The following is a 16,861-nucleotide window of genomic DNA, read 5'->3' on the forward strand; positions in this document are numbered from 1 at the left end:
GATCACGCCCGCCTTGAGCCATTTGTGAATCAGCCGCAAGAGCCGCTGATCCATGATCCGATGTTCCAGAAACCGCATCATCCACTTGTGGTCGATGGTGTCGAAGAACGCCTGTATATCGGCGTCCAGTATCCAGCCTATCTTCTGGCTCTCGATCCCGACGCTGACCGCGTCCAGCGCATCATGCTGGCCGCGACCGTGTCGGAAACCGTACGAGAAACCGAGAAAGTCTTCCTCGTAGATCATGTTCAGCACCTTGACCACGGCCTGTTGCACAATCTTGTCTTCTACAGCGGCGATCCCTAACGGACGCAGCTTACCGTCCGCTTTGGGAATATAAACTCGCCGCGACGCTTGAGCGCGATACGCCCCGGTGTGCAGTTCCTTGTGCAGCTGCCCCACCCGTCCGTAGAGGATATTCTCGTACTCCCCCCACGTCACGCCATCCATGCCTGCCGCCGCATTCCGCTTGAGCTCGTAAAAGCTTTCTACCAACAGCGACGGCGTTATGTGATGCAGCAGTGACGTGAACTTCAGCCCCGGATTCCTCCTAGCGGCTTCACGTATACTTTCGAGTCCCATCGACGCAGTTTCCCGGCTCTGTGTCCGGCCTGCGGGAGCTTCTCCAGCATTTCCCTCGGTTGCGCCCCTTTCCTCCATTGCCTCCTCCGCTCCCGCTTCGTTCAACAACTTCTTCGGTACTACGGGCACATCCGACTTCTCGGCGCCGTTGATAACAGGATGACGGTCATTAACCTTCCCTGTCCCACCTGACTTTGCTTTGTCAGGTACCGCCGAGATCTCCCAGCTTCCGTACAAAAGGCTTCCCGGCATGCGCAGGGTCTCCGACCGCGTGGGATCAGGACATGACTTGCGATTGTCGCCATGCCCCGTGTAGCCTTCCGGTGAGTCCTACTCCGTCGGCATCCCAAATTGTTGATTTCGCGGCTCAATGGCTGGCCTGCCGGTTTCCCCTGTCAACGCTTCGCCCCACACCTCGCGGTGTGTGACGCATGACTCGGGGCCAGAGTGGTTCGCCACTTCTTCTCCGTATTGGACTTGCACCAACTACCTCTTGCCAGCTTTGCTGGCGCACAGGACTTGCACCTCCAAGATTGCGCCCATGCTGGGCGCACAAGAGAAGGCTCCCGCCCACTGAAGTTCCGGTTCGCGGCAGCCTTCAAAGACAAAGCGGCTGCCGCAGCCAGAAATTTATAAGAAAAGTGCTTATAGTCCATACAGGACGGGAATTATTAGCTACTATATTAATAGCTAATTTGGCAGGTATCCCGACGTTAAATCTGGCCCATGACCCGACACGCGAGCACGTATCTGGTTCAATCCAAGGCTATTTAAAAAAAGCGTTGGCGCAGCCCGGACGGCCTTTCTGTGGTCTTTGGCATTCGGTGTGCCCGCGGTTTTGAGAATGCTTAAACCTTCCTGAAAGACCTGTCCTACAGTCGAATAGGCGGGGAGCACGGGCTGGCTGCTGTATTGTCTTTCAGGAAATCCCGGGACGCTGCGCCAGACTTCAGTCATTGAGATTCGAACAAGGAGTTTGACCATGACCTCATCCACGCACTTCCCTAATTCCCACCACGTCCATCACGCCCGGCTTAACCGCTTGGCCAAAGGGGTCGCATATTTCGGACTGGCTGCCCTGCTGGCCATGACGGCAGCGACTGCACAGATTGCAGCAGGCACCACCGGCATTGACGCATCGGGCAACACCCAGCGCGAAAAAGCAGCCTGCAATAGCGGCATGACCCAGCAGGATTACGTCACCTGCATGCGCGAAGCCAACAATGCTGCAGCCGACAAACGCAGTGGCAAGCTCGACAATGCCGGCGGACAGTTTCAGAATAACGCCCTCAAACGCTGCGATGTTCTAAAGGGTGAGGACCAAATCGCCTGTCAGGCCCGCATGCTCGGCTACGGCAGCACCAGTGGCAGCGTGGCCGGTGGGGGGGTGGTGCGTCAGGTGGAAACGGTGGTGGTACCCGCTGACGCGGGCACGGTCGTCGTTCAGCCCAAGACATCAAGCGACCTTGTGGTGATTCCAGCACCGCAGTAAGCGCGGCCAAACCCTCCGCCGGGTGCGTGATGAACGCGGCTGGACGGAGCGCTGCAGAACGGCCCGTCCACTGATTGTTGGGTGGCCCGTTTTTTCGGTTGACCTCTTTGAAGTGCCTGGTTGAGGAAGTCTCATCAGGGCCCGTTGCCTGCTTCTTGAGCACCACGCCGCGAGCCAGTACGGGCGGGGCTTGGCAGAGTTCTGCACGACCTTATCCACAGACTGCTGCACATTAACCGTGGGTAACCCTGGCTTGTCAAGGCTGGCAAAACCGTCGGTCAGAAAACACCTAATTTCTGCCACGCGCGAGCTTTGGCGCCAAGGCGTCGGGGACGCCATGGATGCCTTACCATCCAGCCCACCAGGCGCGGACATGCGCGTCCACTTTTCAACAAAAAAGACCCGGGGAGCTATGCCTGCCGCAATGACAACGACCGAGATCTATCTGCTCGCCATGGCGATCATTTTTACCGTCCCGTACCTGATCTGGCGCGTAGGTAAAACGGACTACTACGCTCCTCTTGTGGTGGTCCAGATCATTGCGGGCATTTTGCTGGGGCCCGGCGTCCTGGGCAAGATATTCCCGGACTATTACTCGTTTGTATTCAGCACGCCGGTCGTCCAGTCCTTGAACGGCATTGCCTGGTGGGCGGTCATAATTTTTGTCTGGATCGCCGGCATCGAGCTCGATCTGAAAAAGGCCTGGATGCATAGACGCGAGAGCGGCATCACCGCCGGGCTGGCCCTTGGCACGCCGCTTGTTTTTGGCTGTGTGGCCGCCGCCGGCATGCTAATGTCCGAGGGCTGGCTGGGACCCCGGGGAACCCCCTGGCAGTTTGTCTTGGGCGTCGGCATGGCCTGCGCCGTCACCGCGCTGCCCATTCTGATCTTGCTGATGGAAAAGCTCGCCATCCTGCGGCAACCCATAGGGCAGCGCATCCTGCGCTATGCCAGTCTGGACGACATCGCGATCTGGGGCGTGCTTGCGCTCATCCTCATGGACTGGCAGCGCGTCGGCAAGCAAGCGGCATTTCTGGCGGCTTTCGCGGGCTTTGGCTATGCCTTCAGAAAACTCATGGTGTGGCTCCCCGAGCGAGACCGCTGGTACGCCGGCCTGGTCTGGCTGATTGTCTGCAGCTTCGGCGCGGACTGGTCGGGCCTGCACTTCATGGTTGGCGCCTTTCTGGCAGGCGCCATCATGGACGGCGAGTGGTTCAATCAGGCACACATGGACCTGCTGCGCCATCACGTGTTGCTGGTCATGATGCCGGTGTTTTTCCTCAGCACGGGCTTGCGAACCAACTGGACGGTGGGCGGCGAAGCCGTGTTTGTTGCCGCTGGCGTGTTGCTCGTCGCCTCTGTGATGGGCAAACTGATCGGTACTCACGTCGCCGGGAAACTGCTCAAATGGGCGCCTGGCGAAAGCTCGATCATTGGCTGGCTGCTGCAGACCAAGGCGCTCATCATGATTATTTTTTCCAACATCCTGCTGGACAAAGGCATCATTACCAGCGGAACCTTCACCGCCTTGCTGTTGATGGCCATCGCCAGCACCATGCTGACGGTGCCCGTGGTGTCCCCCAGGTTGCAGCGCATGAAAGAGATTATTTTCCGGTCCAGGTGAACTAGTGACCCGCGCCTTACGCCCTTGGCTTGCCCTCGATCAGGGACAAAAGTGAATTCATAACAATCAACCTAGAAACGGCAGTTGGACGCGCCCGAGGGTGCTGTGATTGGCGTGCCAGACAAGGCGCGACAACGCAGCGGGCTACTGCCCACAAGGCGGAGCAACGCCGTATGGCGCGGCAAGCGCAGTGCCATCGGGTGCGTAGCGCTCTGACCCAAAAGGTGAACGTCATCGAAGGCGAAAAAACTCGATTTCATGCGGGTTTAACAAACCAATCAAGCGGTCAACTGCCGTTTCTAGGTTGAAGCTGCTCAGTGCGAATGCGCAACCCCGCTGATCAGCGTCACCAGCCCGATGCCGATCGCCAGCCAGGCAATCTGTGCGGCTGTCTCCTTGGCTGTCACACGCTTTTGCAGCTGCGGAATCAAATCCGCCAGCGCTACATAGATAAAGCTGCTGGAGGCCATGATCAGGAAGAACGGCAGGTAATCGTGGAGCCGGTCGACCAGCGCGTAGCCAATCACGCCGCCCAGCGCCGTCACCGCGCCGGCCAGTGACACCTTGATGAGGGCAACACGCCGGTTGTCAGAGGTTTGGCGCAGCACCATCAGGTCCCCCATGTGGTGAGGCACCTCGTGCACCAGCACGGCTAATGCGGCGACAATGCCCAGGCGGATATCGGCCATGAAGGCGGAGGCGATGAGAATGCCGTCGCCAAACGCGTGCACGCTGTCGCCAGCCAGTATGGCCCAACCGCCGCTTTTGCTGCCGTGGTCGTGGTCGTGGTCGTGGTCGTGGCTGCCCGGGTACTCAGCGGCATGGTGTTCGTGCCCGTGGTGCCACAATTCGGCTTTGTCGAGCAGAAAGAAGAACACCAGCCCGACCAGCAGCGTGGCAAACAAATCATGGGCGTCAGCTTGGCTTTCGAAGGCTTCTGGCAGCAGGTGCATGAAGGCGGTGGCCAGCAGCGCGCCGGCGGCCAGGCTAAGCATGTGCGTGGTGTAGCGGGCCAGCATGCCAAAGCTGAGCAGCGCCGCCAGCCACACGCTGCCGATGCCGGCTGCCATTGTTCCCATCAAAATCGCTATCAAAGTCATAGCTTCTCACGCCCGTCGTACTTGGGCCGGAGCCCTAAATGATTACAAAAAACCTGTAAAGGCAGCTTATCAGCTTACCCCACAAATGGCGAACCCCCGGACGCGGCTTGACTGTCGGCGGCCGGGGGTTTGATGGTGGTTTGCGCCATGATGGGCAGGGCGGCTGCGGCGTAACCCACGCCCAGCGCGGCTTTCAGGGCCGTGCGGCGGCTGGCGCCAGCTTCGCTCGACTGCCCGGGCAACAAGGAATTAAAGTCGTTTTTCTGGTCCTTGTTCAGCATGGCGATTTCTTCGGAAGGGGGTGGTTGACGCAAACAGTCGGAGTCTAGGCGGAGGCGCAAGTTCTTGCCAGTGTGCGCGGGAATTGTTGGCCTGCAAACCAAGGGTTAACAGGCCCCGGCAGTCCTCATGCTGCAATCCGCCTCCCCTGTGGTCCAGGGTAGCCTGGCCGACTCACACAATCTTAACGCTGAGCTCGGGCAGACCGTCGATGTGGCATTCAATCACGTCACCCTTGACGACGGGCCCGACGTTTTCAGGCGTACCCGAATAAATGATGTCGCCGGGAAACAGCTCAAACGCCTCGGACAATTTGGAGACCTGTTCGGCCACCGACCAGATCATGTGGTTTAGCGTGGCCTGCTGCTTGACTTGGCCATTGACCTTGAGCCAGATAGCGCCTTTGGTGTAGTGGCCGGTTTGCGCTACCTTGTGGATAGGGCCGATGGGGGCCGAGCGGTCAAAGCTCTTGCCGATTTCCCAGGGCTTTTTCTGGTCGCCCATGCCGCGCTGCAAGTCGCGGCGCGTCATGTCCAGGCCCAGGGCGTAGCCATACACCAAATCCAGCGCCTTGTCGATGGGAATGTTGCGGCCGCCTTTGGATAAAGCTGCCACCAGTTCGACTTCGTAGTGGTAGTTTTTGGTCAACGTGGGATACGGATGGTCGGCCACTTTTCCCGGTGGCACGACTTGAATCGCGTCCGTCGGCTTCTGGAAAAAGAAAGGCGATTCGCGGCTGGGGTCAGAGCCCATTTCGATGGCATGGGCGGCGTAGTTGCGGCCAATGCAGTAAATGCGGCGTACCGGGAACATCTCTGCGCTGCCCGCGATGGGCACGTAGGTGTCTGCCACGGTAAAGGGCGTGACCGGTGCATTGGCCGCTGTGCCGGGTGTGGCGCAACCGACGACGGCACCTGCCGTCATCAAGGCGCCTGATTGCAAAAGTCCGCGTTTGCTCATGTCGGTCATGGTTGTCTCCTTCGGTGTTGTGACTGGTCACTGGCAAGCAGTAACGGGCTTGTTACCGGCTGGCGCTTATTATTATGAGGGCTGCCTGTTTTCTCCAGCAGCAAGCTTAAACCGCGAGCGGCGCTGGCAGTCAGACGCAATTATGCATTTCCCGGACGATTCAATGCACCAATGCGGCGCCGTAGCGGACCAGGCGGACCGACCTGCCGACACCGCCTGAAGTAGCGGCCTTCAGGGAAGGCCGGAAATTTTGGCGCGGACGCTCTCGCGGAAGGCTCTGGACGTGTGGCCAAAGCGCTGCCTGAAGCGGCGGGCGAAATAGGCCTCGTCCGCAAAGCCACAGGCATGCGCGACGCTGGCAATGCGCTGGCTGCTGTGCGCCAGCAACTCCTGCGCAAATTCCAGGCGCCGCTCGGTGACCAGAGAGGTGAAGGTCTTGCCGGTCTCTTTTTTGAGCAGGTGCGCCAGGTAGTTGGGTGACAAAAACGCAGCGGCTGCCGCATCTGCCAGCGTGATCTCACCGGCCAGATGCTCGCGTATGTAGCGAACGGCACGCTGCAGGCTCGCGCGCCGACTGCTTTGATGCGCCTGGCTGGCGGAAAAACGCAGCAGGTCGGCTTCAAACTTGCGGCAGGTCAGCCCAATCAGCTGAAGCATGAGGCCGCGGATTATCTCGACCGATCCGAAGCGGCGGTAGGCATTCTCCCGGGCCAGCTTTTCAAGCAACACTTCGACTTCAGGAAACTCGTCTGCAGGAAAAGAAAAGTCGGCGTATTCCTGAAATAGAAAGGGCGCCAGCTCGGGCGCTCTGGACAGCGGCACGTCCTCCGGGTCCAGCGGGTCCATGTCCAATCCGGGCCGCAAGAACTGCTGCGCCATGTTGATGATGAAGTAGCGTGAGCCTTCTGGATGCGGAATCACCTGCACGCGGTAGGGCAGGATAAAGCTGAGGTAGCCGCGCCTGAAAGGCCGCACTGTACCGGCCACATTCTGCTCGGTGTCGCCTTGCAGGCTGATCTGGATCTGGAAGTACTCGTGCCGGTGCGGTCGCACCAGCGGTGGCCGCGCCAGTTGGGACCGGATGTCAAAGTCGAGGTGGTCCGCACGCTCGAACATACCGTAGGTTGTGATCTCCGTCATGCGCCGTGTGACACTCGAACCTCAGTGCGCCTTTTCCCAGTTGGGTCCGAAACCGATCTCGGCGAGCAACGGCACCTTGAGGTCGGCCACCCCGGCCATGAGGCGCGGAATCTCGGTTCTGACCCATGCGACTTCCCCCTCGGGCACTTCAAAAACCAGTTCATCGTGTACCTGCATGATCATTTTGGTGCCGCGTTGCTCGTCATCGAGCACCTGCTGCACCTGGTTCATGCTGAGCTTGATCAAATCGGCGGCGGTGCCCTGCATGGGCGCGTTGATGGCTGCGCGTTCGGCGCTGCCGCGGCGTGGTCCGTTGGGTGAGTTGATCTCGGGCAAGTACAGGCGCCGGCCGAACACGGTTTCAACGTAGCCTTGGCTTTTGGCCAGTTGACGGGTGGAATCCATATAGTGTTTGACACCGGGGTAGCGCTGAAAATACTTGTCGATGTAGGCGGCCGCGGCCTTGGTTTCAATGCCCAGATTGCGGGCCAGGCCAAAGCTGCTCATGCCGTAGATCAACCCGAAATTGATGACCTTGGCGTACCGGCGCTGCTCGCTGGAGACTTGATCGGTGGTGACACCAAACACCTCGGCGGCGGTGGCGCGGTGCACGTCCATGCGGTCGTGAAAAGCCAGCAACAAGGCTGCGTCTCCACTGATGTGCGCCATGATGCGCAGCTCGATCTGGGAATAGTCGGCACTCGCAATCACGCAGCCAGGCGCGGCCACAAAGGCCTCACGCACGCGCCGGCCCTCGGCGGTCTTCACCGGGATGTTCTGCAGGTTGGGGTCATTGCTGGACAAGCGGCCCGTGATGGCAATCGCCTGCGCGTAGTGCGTGTGCACCCTGCCAGTTCTGGGGTTCGCGAGTTGGGCCAGCTTGTCGGTGTAAGTGCCCTTGAGTTTTGACAGGCCCCGGTGCTCCAGGATTTTGGCGGGCAGCGGATAGTCTTCGGCCAGTTTTTCGAGCACTTCTTCATCCGTGCTGGGCGCGCCGCTCGGAGTTTTTTTGACGACCGGCAGGCCGAGTTTGGTGAAGAAGATTTCACCAATTTGCTTCGGTGATCCGAGATTGAAAGGCTGGCCCGCCAGTTCGTGCGCCTCTAGCTCCAGCTGCAGGATGCGCGCGCCCAGCTCGCCGCTCTGTTTGGCCAGCGTGGGCGCGTCAATCAACACGCCGTTGCGCTCGATGCGGTACAGGGTTTCGCTGCTCTGCATTTCCAGCTCGTAGATAAAGCGCAGTTTTTCATTGACCTCAATTTGAGGCCACAGCACGCGGTGCACGTCCAGTGTCTGGTCGGAGTCCTCACACGAGTATTCAGCGGCCTTGGCAATATCGACCTGGTTGAACTTGATCTGGTGCACGCCCTTGCCGCACAGGTCTTCGTAGTTGATTCCGCTGCGCCCCACATGCCGCTCGGCCAGGCTGGCCAGCCCGTGCGGCTTGTGCGCTTCCAGCACATAACTCTGCAGCATGGTGTCGTGCGCGTAGCCCTGCACCTCAATGCCGTGATTGGCAAACACATGGCGGTCGTATTTGACATGCTGGCCCAGCTTGGGCTTGGCCTGGTTCTCCAGCCAGGGTTTCAGGCGTGCCAGCACCTCATCGCGCGGCAGTTGCGCCGGAGCGTCGGGGTAGTCGTGCGTCAGCGGGATGTAGGCGGCCTCGCCGGGCGTGACGCTGAAACTCAGGCCCACAATCTGCGCCAGCATTTCATCGAGCGAGGTGGTTTCAGTGTCAACAGCCACCAGCTCCGCCGCTTCAATTTTTACGAGCCAGCGCTCAAAAGCCTGCCACGTCAAAATCGTGTCGTACTGCAGGTTGGTGGCGCGGACCGCCAGCGGCGTGTCGAGAAATGCCGGTCCATCAAACAGGCCAGGTTCATCCGGAGAGGCTGCAGCGCTCGCAGAGGCCGGTGGTCGGGCCGGTGCATGCCGGCCGCCGGGTCCGCCAATCATTTCGGGCGGCGTACTTTCGGTGTCGATTTGCCGGACCAGCGCCTTGAAGCCATACTTTTCATAAAAAACCTTCAGGGCCTCCGTCTGCTGGCCGCCAATGGCTATTGAATCCATAGCTGGCAGGCCCTCGATGTAATCAATGAGGTCGCAGTCTTTCTTGATGGTCAAGAGCGCCCGGCCTTGGGGCAGCCAGTCGAGCGACTGGCGTAAGTTCTCGCCCACCGCGCCCTTGATCTCGCTGGCACGCGCCACCAGCGCATCGAGTGAGCCGTATTCAAGCAGCCACTTCACGGCGGTTTTAGGGCCGACCTTGGGTACGCCAGGGACGTTGTCCACTGCGTCGCCCACCAGGGTCTGGTAGTCCACCATCAGGCGCGGCGGAACGCCAAATTCGGCCTCGACGCCTGCCAAGTCACGGCGTCGGTCGTTCATGGTGTCGATGACCGTGATGTGTTCATCGACCAGCTGGCTCAGGTCCTTGTCACCGCTGGAAATAATGACTTGAATGCCCTGCTGCGAGGCCATGCAGGCCAGCGTGCCGATCACGTCATCGGCTTCAACGCCGGGCACGGCCACCACTTTCCAGCCCAAAAGGCGCACTACCTCATGAATTGGCTCAACCTGGCTGCGCAGATCGTCCGGCATGGCCGAACGCTGGGCCTTGTACTCGGGGTACAGCGCATCGCGAAACGTCGGACCCTTGGCGTCAAACACACAGACGGCGTAGTCGGCGCGCACATCCTTGCGCAGCTTTTGCATCATGTTGATCATGCCGCGGATGGCGCCCGTGGCCGGGCTGGTGGGGTCGCCCGGGTTGACGCGCAGATCGGGCATGGCATGAAAGGCGCGGTACAGGTAGCTGGAACCATCCACCAGCAGCAGTGTTTTTTTGTCAGAGCTCATAGGGCCAGATTGTCGGGGATATCGGCAAACCGCTCCAGACAGGCCCGCAGGCCCTGGCGACCCATTTGGTAACACTTTAGAGACCCCATTCCCAGGCTGTGCCAGCCTTGTCAAACCTTTGCCAGCCCGCTCCCGCCAGCCTACAATGCAGGCATGAAAAACGCTTTTAGCCTCCCACTTGCCGCTGCCCTTGCAGTGCTGCCGCTGGCTGCGGCCATGGCTCAAACGCAGGCGCCTGAGCAAAAAGCGGCCGCGACGACAGAGGCGCCAGTTCGCGCGGCGCGTCCAGACCGGGCGATTCAGCGTATCCGCACCGAAGATGCCGGCTCGCGCATCGATGAGTTGCGGGTAGGCGGCGAGACTGAAAAAATCACGGTGCAACCCAAAACCAGCGTCCCTCCCTATGAGGTCAAGCCAGCAGAAGGTGCGCGGGGTAGTGCGCCGGCTGCAGCCAGCGGCGACACCAATGGCTCGCGCGTCTGGAACATGCTGAAGTTCTAAATTTTCAGTTTTTAGTTCAGGGTTCAGTTTCAGGCATGGCCGTATTTACCGAAGTCTCGTTTGACGAGGCTGCAGCGTTGTTAAACGCCTTGAATTTGGGGCAACTGCAGAGCATCAAGGGCGCGGCAGGCGGCATCGAAAACACCAACTACTTTATAGACACCACCGAAGGCCAGTACGTGCTGACGCTGTTTGAGCGCCTGACGTTTGAGCAGTTGCCGTTTTACCTGCACCTGATGAAGCATCTGGCCGCGCGTGGCATTCCCGTGCCTGACCCGGCTGCAGACGCCAAGGGAGCCATCCTGCACCGCCTGAAGGGCAAGCCGGCCGCCGTGGTCAACAAGCTGCGTGGCCACAGCGAGCTGGCCCCCACGCCCGCTCATTGCGCTGGCGTGGGCGGGATGCTGGCACGCATGCACCTGGCCGGGCTGGACTACCCCCGCAAGCAACCCAACCTGCGCGGCCTGGATTGGTGGAACGACACCGTGCCCGTGGTGCTGCCGTACCTGACTCCGACGCAGCGCAGCCTGATCCTGGGAGAGCTGGCCTACCAGAACCATATCGCTGCCGCGCCCGCCTACCGCAGCCTGCCGCGCGGCGCCATACATGCCGACCTGTTTCGCGACAACGTGATGTTCGAAGACGGCAAGCTCACCGGCTTTTTTGACTTTTACTTTGCTGGCTGCGATACCTTTTTGTTTGACATCGGTGTCTGCCTCAATGACTGGTGCATTGACCTGGCCACTGGCGCGCAGGACGCGACGCGTGCCGATGCGTTCATGGCGGCCTACCAGCGCGTGCGCCCCCTGACGGCGCAGGAACGCACCCTGCTGCCAGCCCTGCAGCGCGCCGGTGCGCTACGCTTCTGGATTTCACGGCTATGGGATTTTCATTTACCCCGCGACGCAGCCGTGCTCAAAGCGCACGACCCCAATCATTTTGAGCGGGTGCTGCGCGAGCGGCTCCTGCACCCCTACATCCTGTAACCCACCGGAAATCCGGGCCATCTGCCCGGTCTCGTCCCATGAAATTGAATATCGTTCCCGCGCGCACCGGCCTGACATGGGTCAAGCTTGGCATCACCACTTTCATAAAGCAGCCGCTGGCCATGTCGGGCCTGTTTTTCATGTTCATGGCGCTGCTCTCAGTTGCGACGCTCGTGCCCTATGTGGGCGCGGCGCTGGCGCTGGCCCTGCTGCCGGCCGCCACGCTGGGCCTGATGGCCGCCACGCAAGAAGCGGCCAAAGGAAAATTTCCAATGCCCTCGATTTTGATCAGCGCCTTCCGCGCCGGCCAGCAGCGCATGCAGGCCATGATGGTGCTGGGTGCGCTGTACGCTGCGGGTTTTCTGGCGCTGATGGGGGTGTCAGCCCTGTTCGACGGCGGGCAGTTTGCCAAGCTGTATCTCGTGGGCGGCACCATCACTGAAGAGTTGGTGCAGCAAAGCAGCTTTCAGGTGGCGATGTGGGTGGCGATGGGGCTGTACCTGCCCCTGTCACTGCTGTTCTGGCATGCGCCTGCGCTGGTGCATTGGCATGGGGTAACGCCGGTCAAGAGCCTGTTTTTCAGTTTCATGGCCTGCTACAAAAACTTTGGCGCGCTTACCGTGTTCGGCCTGGCCTGGACAGCGGTCTTCGTTTTGGCAGTCGTCATGGTTTCGCTGATTGCCAGCCTGTTAGGCAACCCCACGCTGGTCACCGTGGCCATGTTTCCGATCGCCCTGGTGATTGTGGCGATGTTTTTTACCTCGATTTACTTCACGTTTCGCGATAGTTTTGTGGCTGACGATGACGCTTCAACGGGAACAAAAAGCATGCATTACGATGCCGCCACCGATAGCTACGTCGCTGAAGACAACACTTGACGGCAAAGCATTGCGTTTCTGACTCGCGACGCCGAGCGCTTCAGCTCAAATGGGCGTGAGCTTGGCCACACTCAAGGCCAGCCACTTCACCCCATGCCGCGTGAAATTGATTTGCGCGCGTGCGTCGTCGCCGCTGCCTTCGAGCATCAGCACCTTGCCCTCGCCAAACTTGGCATGAAACACATTCATGCCGCTTTTAAGCCCATGCGTGGAGGCGTTGCGCTGCGGTGGAACGGGTGGGCTGGCAAAGCGCTCAAAGCTACCTGATGAACCGCCAGATTTTGAATAAAAAACGCTGCTAGCCCAATCACCACGGGAACCATCAGCTCCTGAATTGCTAGCGCCTCCCCAGCCGCCTGCCCCCGTGCCCAGGCCGGAAGCGAAACCCTGGTTCTTGGGCGTGATCCATTTGAGTGCCGCTTCGGGCAGCTCGTCAAAAAACCGGCTCCTGAGGTTGTAGCGCGTCTGGCCGTGCAACATGCGGGTCTGCGAATGACTGAGGTAAAGCCGCTTGCGCGCACGCGTGATGGCCACGTACATCAGGCGGCGCTCTTCCTCCAGGCCTTCATGGTCGCTCATGGCGTTTTCGTGCGGGAACAGACCCTCTTCCAGGCCCGAGATGAACACGCAGTCAAACTCCAGTCCCTTGGACGAGTGCACGGTCATGAGTTGCACGGCGTCCTGGCCGGCCTGCGCCTGGTTGTCACCGGATTCAAGGGCGGCGTGCGTGAGAAAAGCGGCCAGCGGCGACAGCGTTTCACCCGTAGCGGTGTCGGGGGCCAAAACTTCGGATGAGGGTTCACTGCCCAGCGGTGCCGACGGGTCCAGACCCTGGCTGGCGGGCGACTGGGTCAGCGGCGTGCCCAGTTCATCGACCGGCAAGGCCACGGCGTCGCGGCCAAAGCCCTCCTGGCTCACAAACGACTCGGCGGCATTGACCAGTTCGGCCAGATTCTCCAGCCGGTCCTGGCCTTCTTTTTCGGTTTTGTAGTGCTCTTCAAGCCCGCTGTGCTGCAGCACCAACTCGATGATTTCGCGCAGCGTGAGGCCCGTGGTCTGCTCGCGCATCACATCCAGTTTGGCGACAAAGGCTCCCAGATTGGCGCCGGCCTTGCCCGCCACCGCACTGACACCGTCATGCAGCGAACAGCCTGCACCCCGCGCCACATCCTGCAATTGCTCGATGCTGCGGGCGCCGATGCCGCGTGGCGGAAAGTTGATCACCCGCATGAAGCTGGTGTCGTCGTGCGGGTTCTCCAGCAGGCGCAGATAGGCCAGCGCATGCTTGATCTCGGCGCGCTCAAAAAAGCGCAGGCCGCCGTACACCCGGTACGGCACGCCAGCATTGAACAGTGCCGTCTCCATCACCCGGCTTTGCGCATTACTGCGGTACAAGAGCGCAATTTCCTTGCGCTCGGTGCCGTCACGCACCAGCTGGCGCACCTCGTCGACAAACCACTGCGCTTCGGCAAAGTCGCTGGTGGATTCGTACACCCGCACCGGCTCGCCGGGGCCAGCCTCGGTGCGCAGGTTTTTACCCAGCCGCTTGCTGTTGTGGCTGATCAGCTCATTGGCGGAATCCAGAATGTTGCCGAAGCTGCGGTAATTACGCTCGAGCTTGATCTGATGCGTGACATGGAATTCGCGCACGAAGTCGGCCATGTTGCCCACGCGTGCGCCGCGAAAGGCGTAAATGCTCTGGTCATCGTCGCCCACGGCCACCACCGAGCCACCCGGCATGGCATTGGCGCCTTGCGCCGCATCCGGGCCCTGCCCGGCGAGCATCTTGATCCAGGCGTACTGCAGCTTGTTGGTGTCCTGAAACTCGTCAATCAGGATGTGGCGAAAGCGCCGCTGGTAGTGCTCGCGCACTGGGGGGTTGTCACGCAGCAACTCATAGCTGCGCAGCATGAGCTCGCCAAAATCCACCACGCCTTCACGCTGGCACTGGTCTTCGTAAAGCGCATAGATCTCGACCTTTTTGCGGCCTTCTTCGTCGCGCACCGGCACGTCCTTGGCGCGCTGGCCGTCTTCCTTGCAGCCGGCGATAAAGCGCATCAATTGCTTGGGCGGAAAGCGCTCGTCATCAACGTTGAACTGCTTGCAAAGCCGCTTGATGGCCGACAGCTGATCTTGCGTGTCCAGTATCTGGAAGCTCTGCGGCAAGTTGGCCAGCTTGTAATGCGCGCGCAAAAAGCGGTTGCACAAGCCATGGAAGGTACCAATCCACATGCCGCGCACATTGACCGGCAGCATGGCCGACAGGCGCACCAGCATTTCCTTGGCCGCCTTGTTGGTGAAGGTCACGGCCAGAATGCCGCCAGGCGAAACCTGGCCCGTTTGCAGCAGCCAGGCGATGCGGGTGGTGAGCACGCGGGTCTTGCCGGAGCCCGCCCCCGCAAGGATCAGGGCGTGGGTGGCGGGCAAGGTCACCGCAGCCAGTTGCTCTGGATTAAGATTTTGCAAGAGGGGGGATGGCGAAATGACTTCTGAGAACATCCCTCATTGTAGAAAGCCCCGATGAAATACTTGATGTCGCCCGCTTCACCCTTGGTTTTGACGTGCTTGCTCACTGCCGTGGCATGGCTGGCTCCGCTGCGTAGCGCGCAAGCGCAGTCGTTTTGCGCCAGCGACGGCCAGCCCGGCCTGTACAGTTCATGGAGCGCTTTATCAACGCCAACTGTGACAGCTGCTGGGCCGACCCGGCCATGCCCCAACCGGTCGCCGGCCAAGTCGCCCTGGACTGGGTCGTGCCTGGCGACAGGGGCGACGATGCCCCGCTGTCCGCGGTGGCGAGCCGCGATGCGCTGGCCCGGCTGGAAACCCTGGGGAAAAGCGTTCCCGCAGAAGGCAGCAGCATGACCCACCCGGTCAAAGGGCTCAAGGGCACGACACTGCGCGTGTCGCACGGCTTGCCCTTAAACGACTACCTGGGTGCTTCCATAGAACTCAAACCCATTCCGGCAGCGGCGAAAAAGCAGCACTGGACCGCCTGGCTGGCGCTGGTGGAAACCTTGCCGGCCGGCACCGAAGGCTCTCCCACAGAGAGAAATATGGTAAGAAACGTACTACAGGCCATATGGGATGGGCATAAGCAGCTATCAAAAACAGAGCGAAATCGTTTTTTCGGAGCGCGCTCCATGAACATTGCACCAGGTGCCAACCCGAGCCGACTGCGCGTGATCGGCTGGGTGGAGGACGAAAAGAGCCAGGTGCTGGTGGCAGCACAATCGCGCTGCGATACGCCCTGAGAAGTCTAGAAATTGGCCGCTGCCTGCAACGGATATACAGGCCGCCCCATCAACACGGTGCGCCCAGGCGCCTAGAATCAGTCACCGGGCCCAAGCAATTGCGCCCGGTTTTTTGTTTGCGCATCACCCTGATGTCTTTCCAAACCGGTCCAGTCCAAGTGCCCTCCTGTTATCAACAGTTTCTGGAGAGCCTGGTTTATGGAAATTTTCGACTACGACAACATCCTGCTGCTGCCGCGCAAATGCCGCGTGGAAAGCCGTTCGGAATGTGACGCCGGTGTGACGCTGGGCGGGCGCAGCTTTCGCATCCCGGTGGTGCCGGCCAACATGAAAACGGTGGTCAACGAAGACATCTGCGCCTGGATGGCGAAAAATGGCTATTTCTACGTGATGCATCGCTTTGACCTGGACAACGTCCAGTTTGTCAAGGACATGAAAGCCCAGGGCATGTACGCATCGATTTCGCTGGGCGTGAAAAAACCTGACTACGACACGGTGGACCAATTGGCAGCCGAAGGTCTGGCGCCCGAGTACATCACGATTGACGTGGCGCATGGCCACGCAGACACGGTGCAGAAGATGATCGGCAACCTGAAGCAAAAACTGCCCACATCGTTCGTGATTGCCGGCAATGTGGGCACGCCTGAAGCGGTGATTGACCTGGAAAACTGGGGCGCCGATGCAACCAAGGTGGGCATCGGCCCCGGCAAGGTCTGCATCACCAAAATGAAGACTGGCTTTGGCACCGGCGGCTGGCAGCTCTCGGCGCTGAAGTGGTGCGCGCGCGTGGCGACCAAACCCATCATTGCCGATGGCGGCATACGCGAGCATGGTGACATTGCCAAATCAGTGCGCTTTGGCGCGACCATGGTGATGATTGGCTCCATGCTGGCCGGCCTGGAAGAAAGCCCCGGCAAAACCGTCGAGGTCGATGGCAAGCTCTTCAAGGAGTACTACGGCAGCGCCTCGGACTTCAACAAGGGCGAGTACAAACATGTCGAGGGCAAGCGCATTCTGGAGCCCGTCAAAGGCAGCCTGCAAGACACGCTGCGCGAGATGGAAGAAGACATCCAGAGCGCCATCAGCTACGCCGGTGGCAAAAAACTCATGGACATCCGCAAGGTCAACTACGTGGTTCTGGGTGGCAACAACGCGAGCGAAGATCTGCTGATGTGAGGCCTGCAGGACTGAAGGTGT

13 protein-coding genes and 1 pseudogene are annotated in these 16,861 nt (G+C 60.2%); 7 read left to right on the forward strand and 7 right to left on the reverse strand.

Features of this window, described 5'->3' with window-relative positions:
* Positions 1 to 834 (reverse strand): reverse transcriptase domain-containing protein (locus B3F77_RS10025; RefSeq protein WP_293604816.1); only part of this gene is annotated, 834 nt, incomplete at its 3' end.
* A gap of 730 nt (positions 835 to 1,564) precedes the next feature.
* Here B3F77_RS10025 and B3F77_RS10030 point away from each other — a divergent pair.
* Positions 1,565 to 2,074 (forward strand): hypothetical protein, encoded by a 510-nt coding sequence (locus tag B3F77_RS10030; protein WP_293604817.1) that lies wholly within the window; start codon positions 1,565 to 1,567, stop codon positions 2,072 to 2,074.
* Positions 2,075 to 2,498: 424 nt separating this feature from the next.
* Positions 2,499 to 3,698, forward strand: coding sequence for a cation:proton antiporter (locus tag B3F77_RS10035; RefSeq protein ID WP_293604818.1), 1,200 nt, complete (start codon positions 2,499 to 2,501; stop codon positions 3,696 to 3,698).
* Positions 3,699 to 4,012: 314 nt separating this feature from the next.
* On the opposite strand, the gene B3F77_RS10040 is transcribed toward B3F77_RS10035, so the two are convergent.
* The 5 genes and pseudogenes from B3F77_RS10040 to polA all read right to left on the reverse strand — a co-directional run bounded on the left by B3F77_RS10040 (position 4,013) and on the right by polA (position 10,048).
* Complete coding sequence (locus B3F77_RS10040) at positions 4,013 to 4,798, reverse strand: ZIP family metal transporter (RefSeq protein WP_293604819.1); 786 nt, start codon at positions 4,796 to 4,798, stop codon at positions 4,013 to 4,015.
* Positions 4,799 to 4,917: 119 nt separating this feature from the next.
* Positions 4,918 to 5,079, reverse strand: a pseudogene (locus B3F77_RS10045) (carboxymethylenebutenolidase); the annotation flags it as partial.
* A gap of 172 nt (positions 5,080 to 5,251) precedes the next feature.
* Entirely contained in the window at positions 5,252 to 6,046 is a 795-nt protein-coding gene (locus B3F77_RS10050; RefSeq protein WP_293604820.1) for a fumarylacetoacetate hydrolase family protein, read from the reverse strand.
* Between the two features lie 231 nt (positions 6,047 to 6,277).
* Positions 6,278 to 7,186, reverse strand: a complete 909-nt coding sequence (locus B3F77_RS10055; RefSeq protein ID WP_293604821.1) for a helix-turn-helix transcriptional regulator — start codon at positions 7,184 to 7,186, stop codon at positions 6,278 to 6,280.
* 21 nt (positions 7,187 to 7,207) lie between these two features.
* Complete coding sequence (polA, locus tag B3F77_RS10060) at positions 7,208 to 10,048, reverse strand: DNA polymerase I (RefSeq protein WP_293604822.1); 2,841 nt, start codon at positions 10,046 to 10,048, stop codon at positions 7,208 to 7,210.
* A gap of 153 nt (positions 10,049 to 10,201) precedes the next feature.
* On the opposite strand from polA, the gene B3F77_RS10065 reads away from it, so the two are divergent.
* Genes B3F77_RS10065 through B3F77_RS10075 form a run of 3 tightly spaced genes read left to right on the forward strand, consistent with a single transcriptional unit; the run spans position 10,202 to position 12,413 of the window.
* On the forward strand, positions 10,202 to 10,549 hold the full coding sequence (locus B3F77_RS10065) for a hypothetical protein (RefSeq protein WP_293604823.1): 348 nt from the start codon (positions 10,202 to 10,204) through the stop codon (positions 10,547 to 10,549).
* A gap of 35 nt (positions 10,550 to 10,584) precedes the next feature.
* Complete coding sequence (locus B3F77_RS10070) at positions 10,585 to 11,535, forward strand: homoserine kinase (RefSeq protein WP_293604824.1); 951 nt, start codon at positions 10,585 to 10,587, stop codon at positions 11,533 to 11,535.
* 38 nt (positions 11,536 to 11,573) lie between these two features.
* The gene (locus B3F77_RS10075; protein WP_293604825.1) at positions 11,574 to 12,413 is read left to right on the forward strand and encodes a BPSS1780 family membrane protein; all 840 of its coding nucleotides are present in this window, start codon (positions 11,574 to 11,576) and stop codon (positions 12,411 to 12,413) included.
* Positions 12,414 to 12,458: 45 nt separating this feature from the next.
* On the opposite strand, the gene B3F77_RS10080 is transcribed toward B3F77_RS10075, so the two are convergent.
* Positions 12,459 to 14,912: a UvrD-helicase domain-containing protein gene (locus B3F77_RS10080; protein ID WP_293604826.1), complete on the reverse strand. Its 2,454-nt coding sequence runs from the start codon at positions 14,910 to 14,912 to the stop codon at positions 12,459 to 12,461.
* 158 nt (positions 14,913 to 15,070) lie between these two features.
* Here B3F77_RS10080 and B3F77_RS10085 point away from each other — a divergent pair, with 158 nt between their 5' ends.
* Together B3F77_RS10085 and B3F77_RS10090 are read left to right on the forward strand one after the other, a co-directional pair.
* Positions 15,071 to 15,664 (forward strand): hypothetical protein, encoded by a 594-nt coding sequence (locus B3F77_RS10085; protein ID WP_293604827.1) that lies wholly within the window; start codon positions 15,071 to 15,073, stop codon positions 15,662 to 15,664.
* A gap of 198 nt (positions 15,665 to 15,862) precedes the next feature.
* The gene (locus tag B3F77_RS10090) at positions 15,863 to 16,840 is read left to right on the forward strand and encodes a GMP reductase (protein WP_293604828.1); all 978 of its coding nucleotides are present in this window, start codon (positions 15,863 to 15,865) and stop codon (positions 16,838 to 16,840) included.
* Positions 16,841 to 16,861: the final 21 nt, after the last annotated feature.

Source organism: Polaromonas sp. UBA4122, assembly GCA_002381615.1.
Classification (GTDB): domain Bacteria; phylum Pseudomonadota; class Gammaproteobacteria; order Burkholderiales; family Burkholderiaceae_C; genus Polaromonas.

Coding starts and splice junctions, on each gene's coding strand:
- B3F77_RS10075 (WP_293604825.1), top strand. CDS start 11,574: ATGAAATTGAATATCGTTCCCGCGCGCACCGGCCTGACATGGGTCAAG.
- B3F77_RS10055 (WP_293604821.1), bottom strand. CDS start 7,186: ATGACGGAGATCACAACCTACGGTATGTTCGAGCGTGCGGACCACCTC.
- B3F77_RS10065 (WP_293604823.1), top strand. CDS start 10,202: ATGAAAAACGCTTTTAGCCTCCCACTTGCCGCTGCCCTTGCAGTGCTG.
- B3F77_RS10090 (WP_293604828.1), top strand. CDS start 15,863: ATGGAAATTTTCGACTACGACAACATCCTGCTGCTGCCGCGCAAATGC.
- B3F77_RS10035 (WP_293604818.1), top strand. CDS start 2,499: ATGACAACGACCGAGATCTATCTGCTCGCCATGGCGATCATTTTTACC.
- B3F77_RS10050 (WP_293604820.1), bottom strand. CDS start 6,046: ATGACCGACATGAGCAAACGCGGACTTTTGCAATCAGGCGCCTTGATG.
- B3F77_RS10085 (WP_293604827.1), top strand. CDS start 15,071: ATGGAGCGCTTTATCAACGCCAACTGTGACAGCTGCTGGGCCGACCCG.
- B3F77_RS10040 (WP_293604819.1), bottom strand. CDS start 4,798: ATGACTTTGATAGCGATTTTGATGGGAACAATGGCAGCCGGCATCGGC.
- B3F77_RS10070 (WP_293604824.1), top strand. CDS start 10,585: ATGGCCGTATTTACCGAAGTCTCGTTTGACGAGGCTGCAGCGTTGTTA.
- polA (WP_293604822.1), bottom strand. CDS start 10,048: ATGAGCTCTGACAAAAAAACACTGCTGCTGGTGGATGGTTCCAGCTAC.
- B3F77_RS10080 (WP_293604826.1), bottom strand. CDS start 14,912: ATGTTCTCAGAAGTCATTTCGCCATCCCCCCTCTTGCAAAATCTTAAT.
- B3F77_RS10030 (WP_293604817.1), top strand. CDS start 1,565: ATGACCTCATCCACGCACTTCCCTAATTCCCACCACGTCCATCACGCC.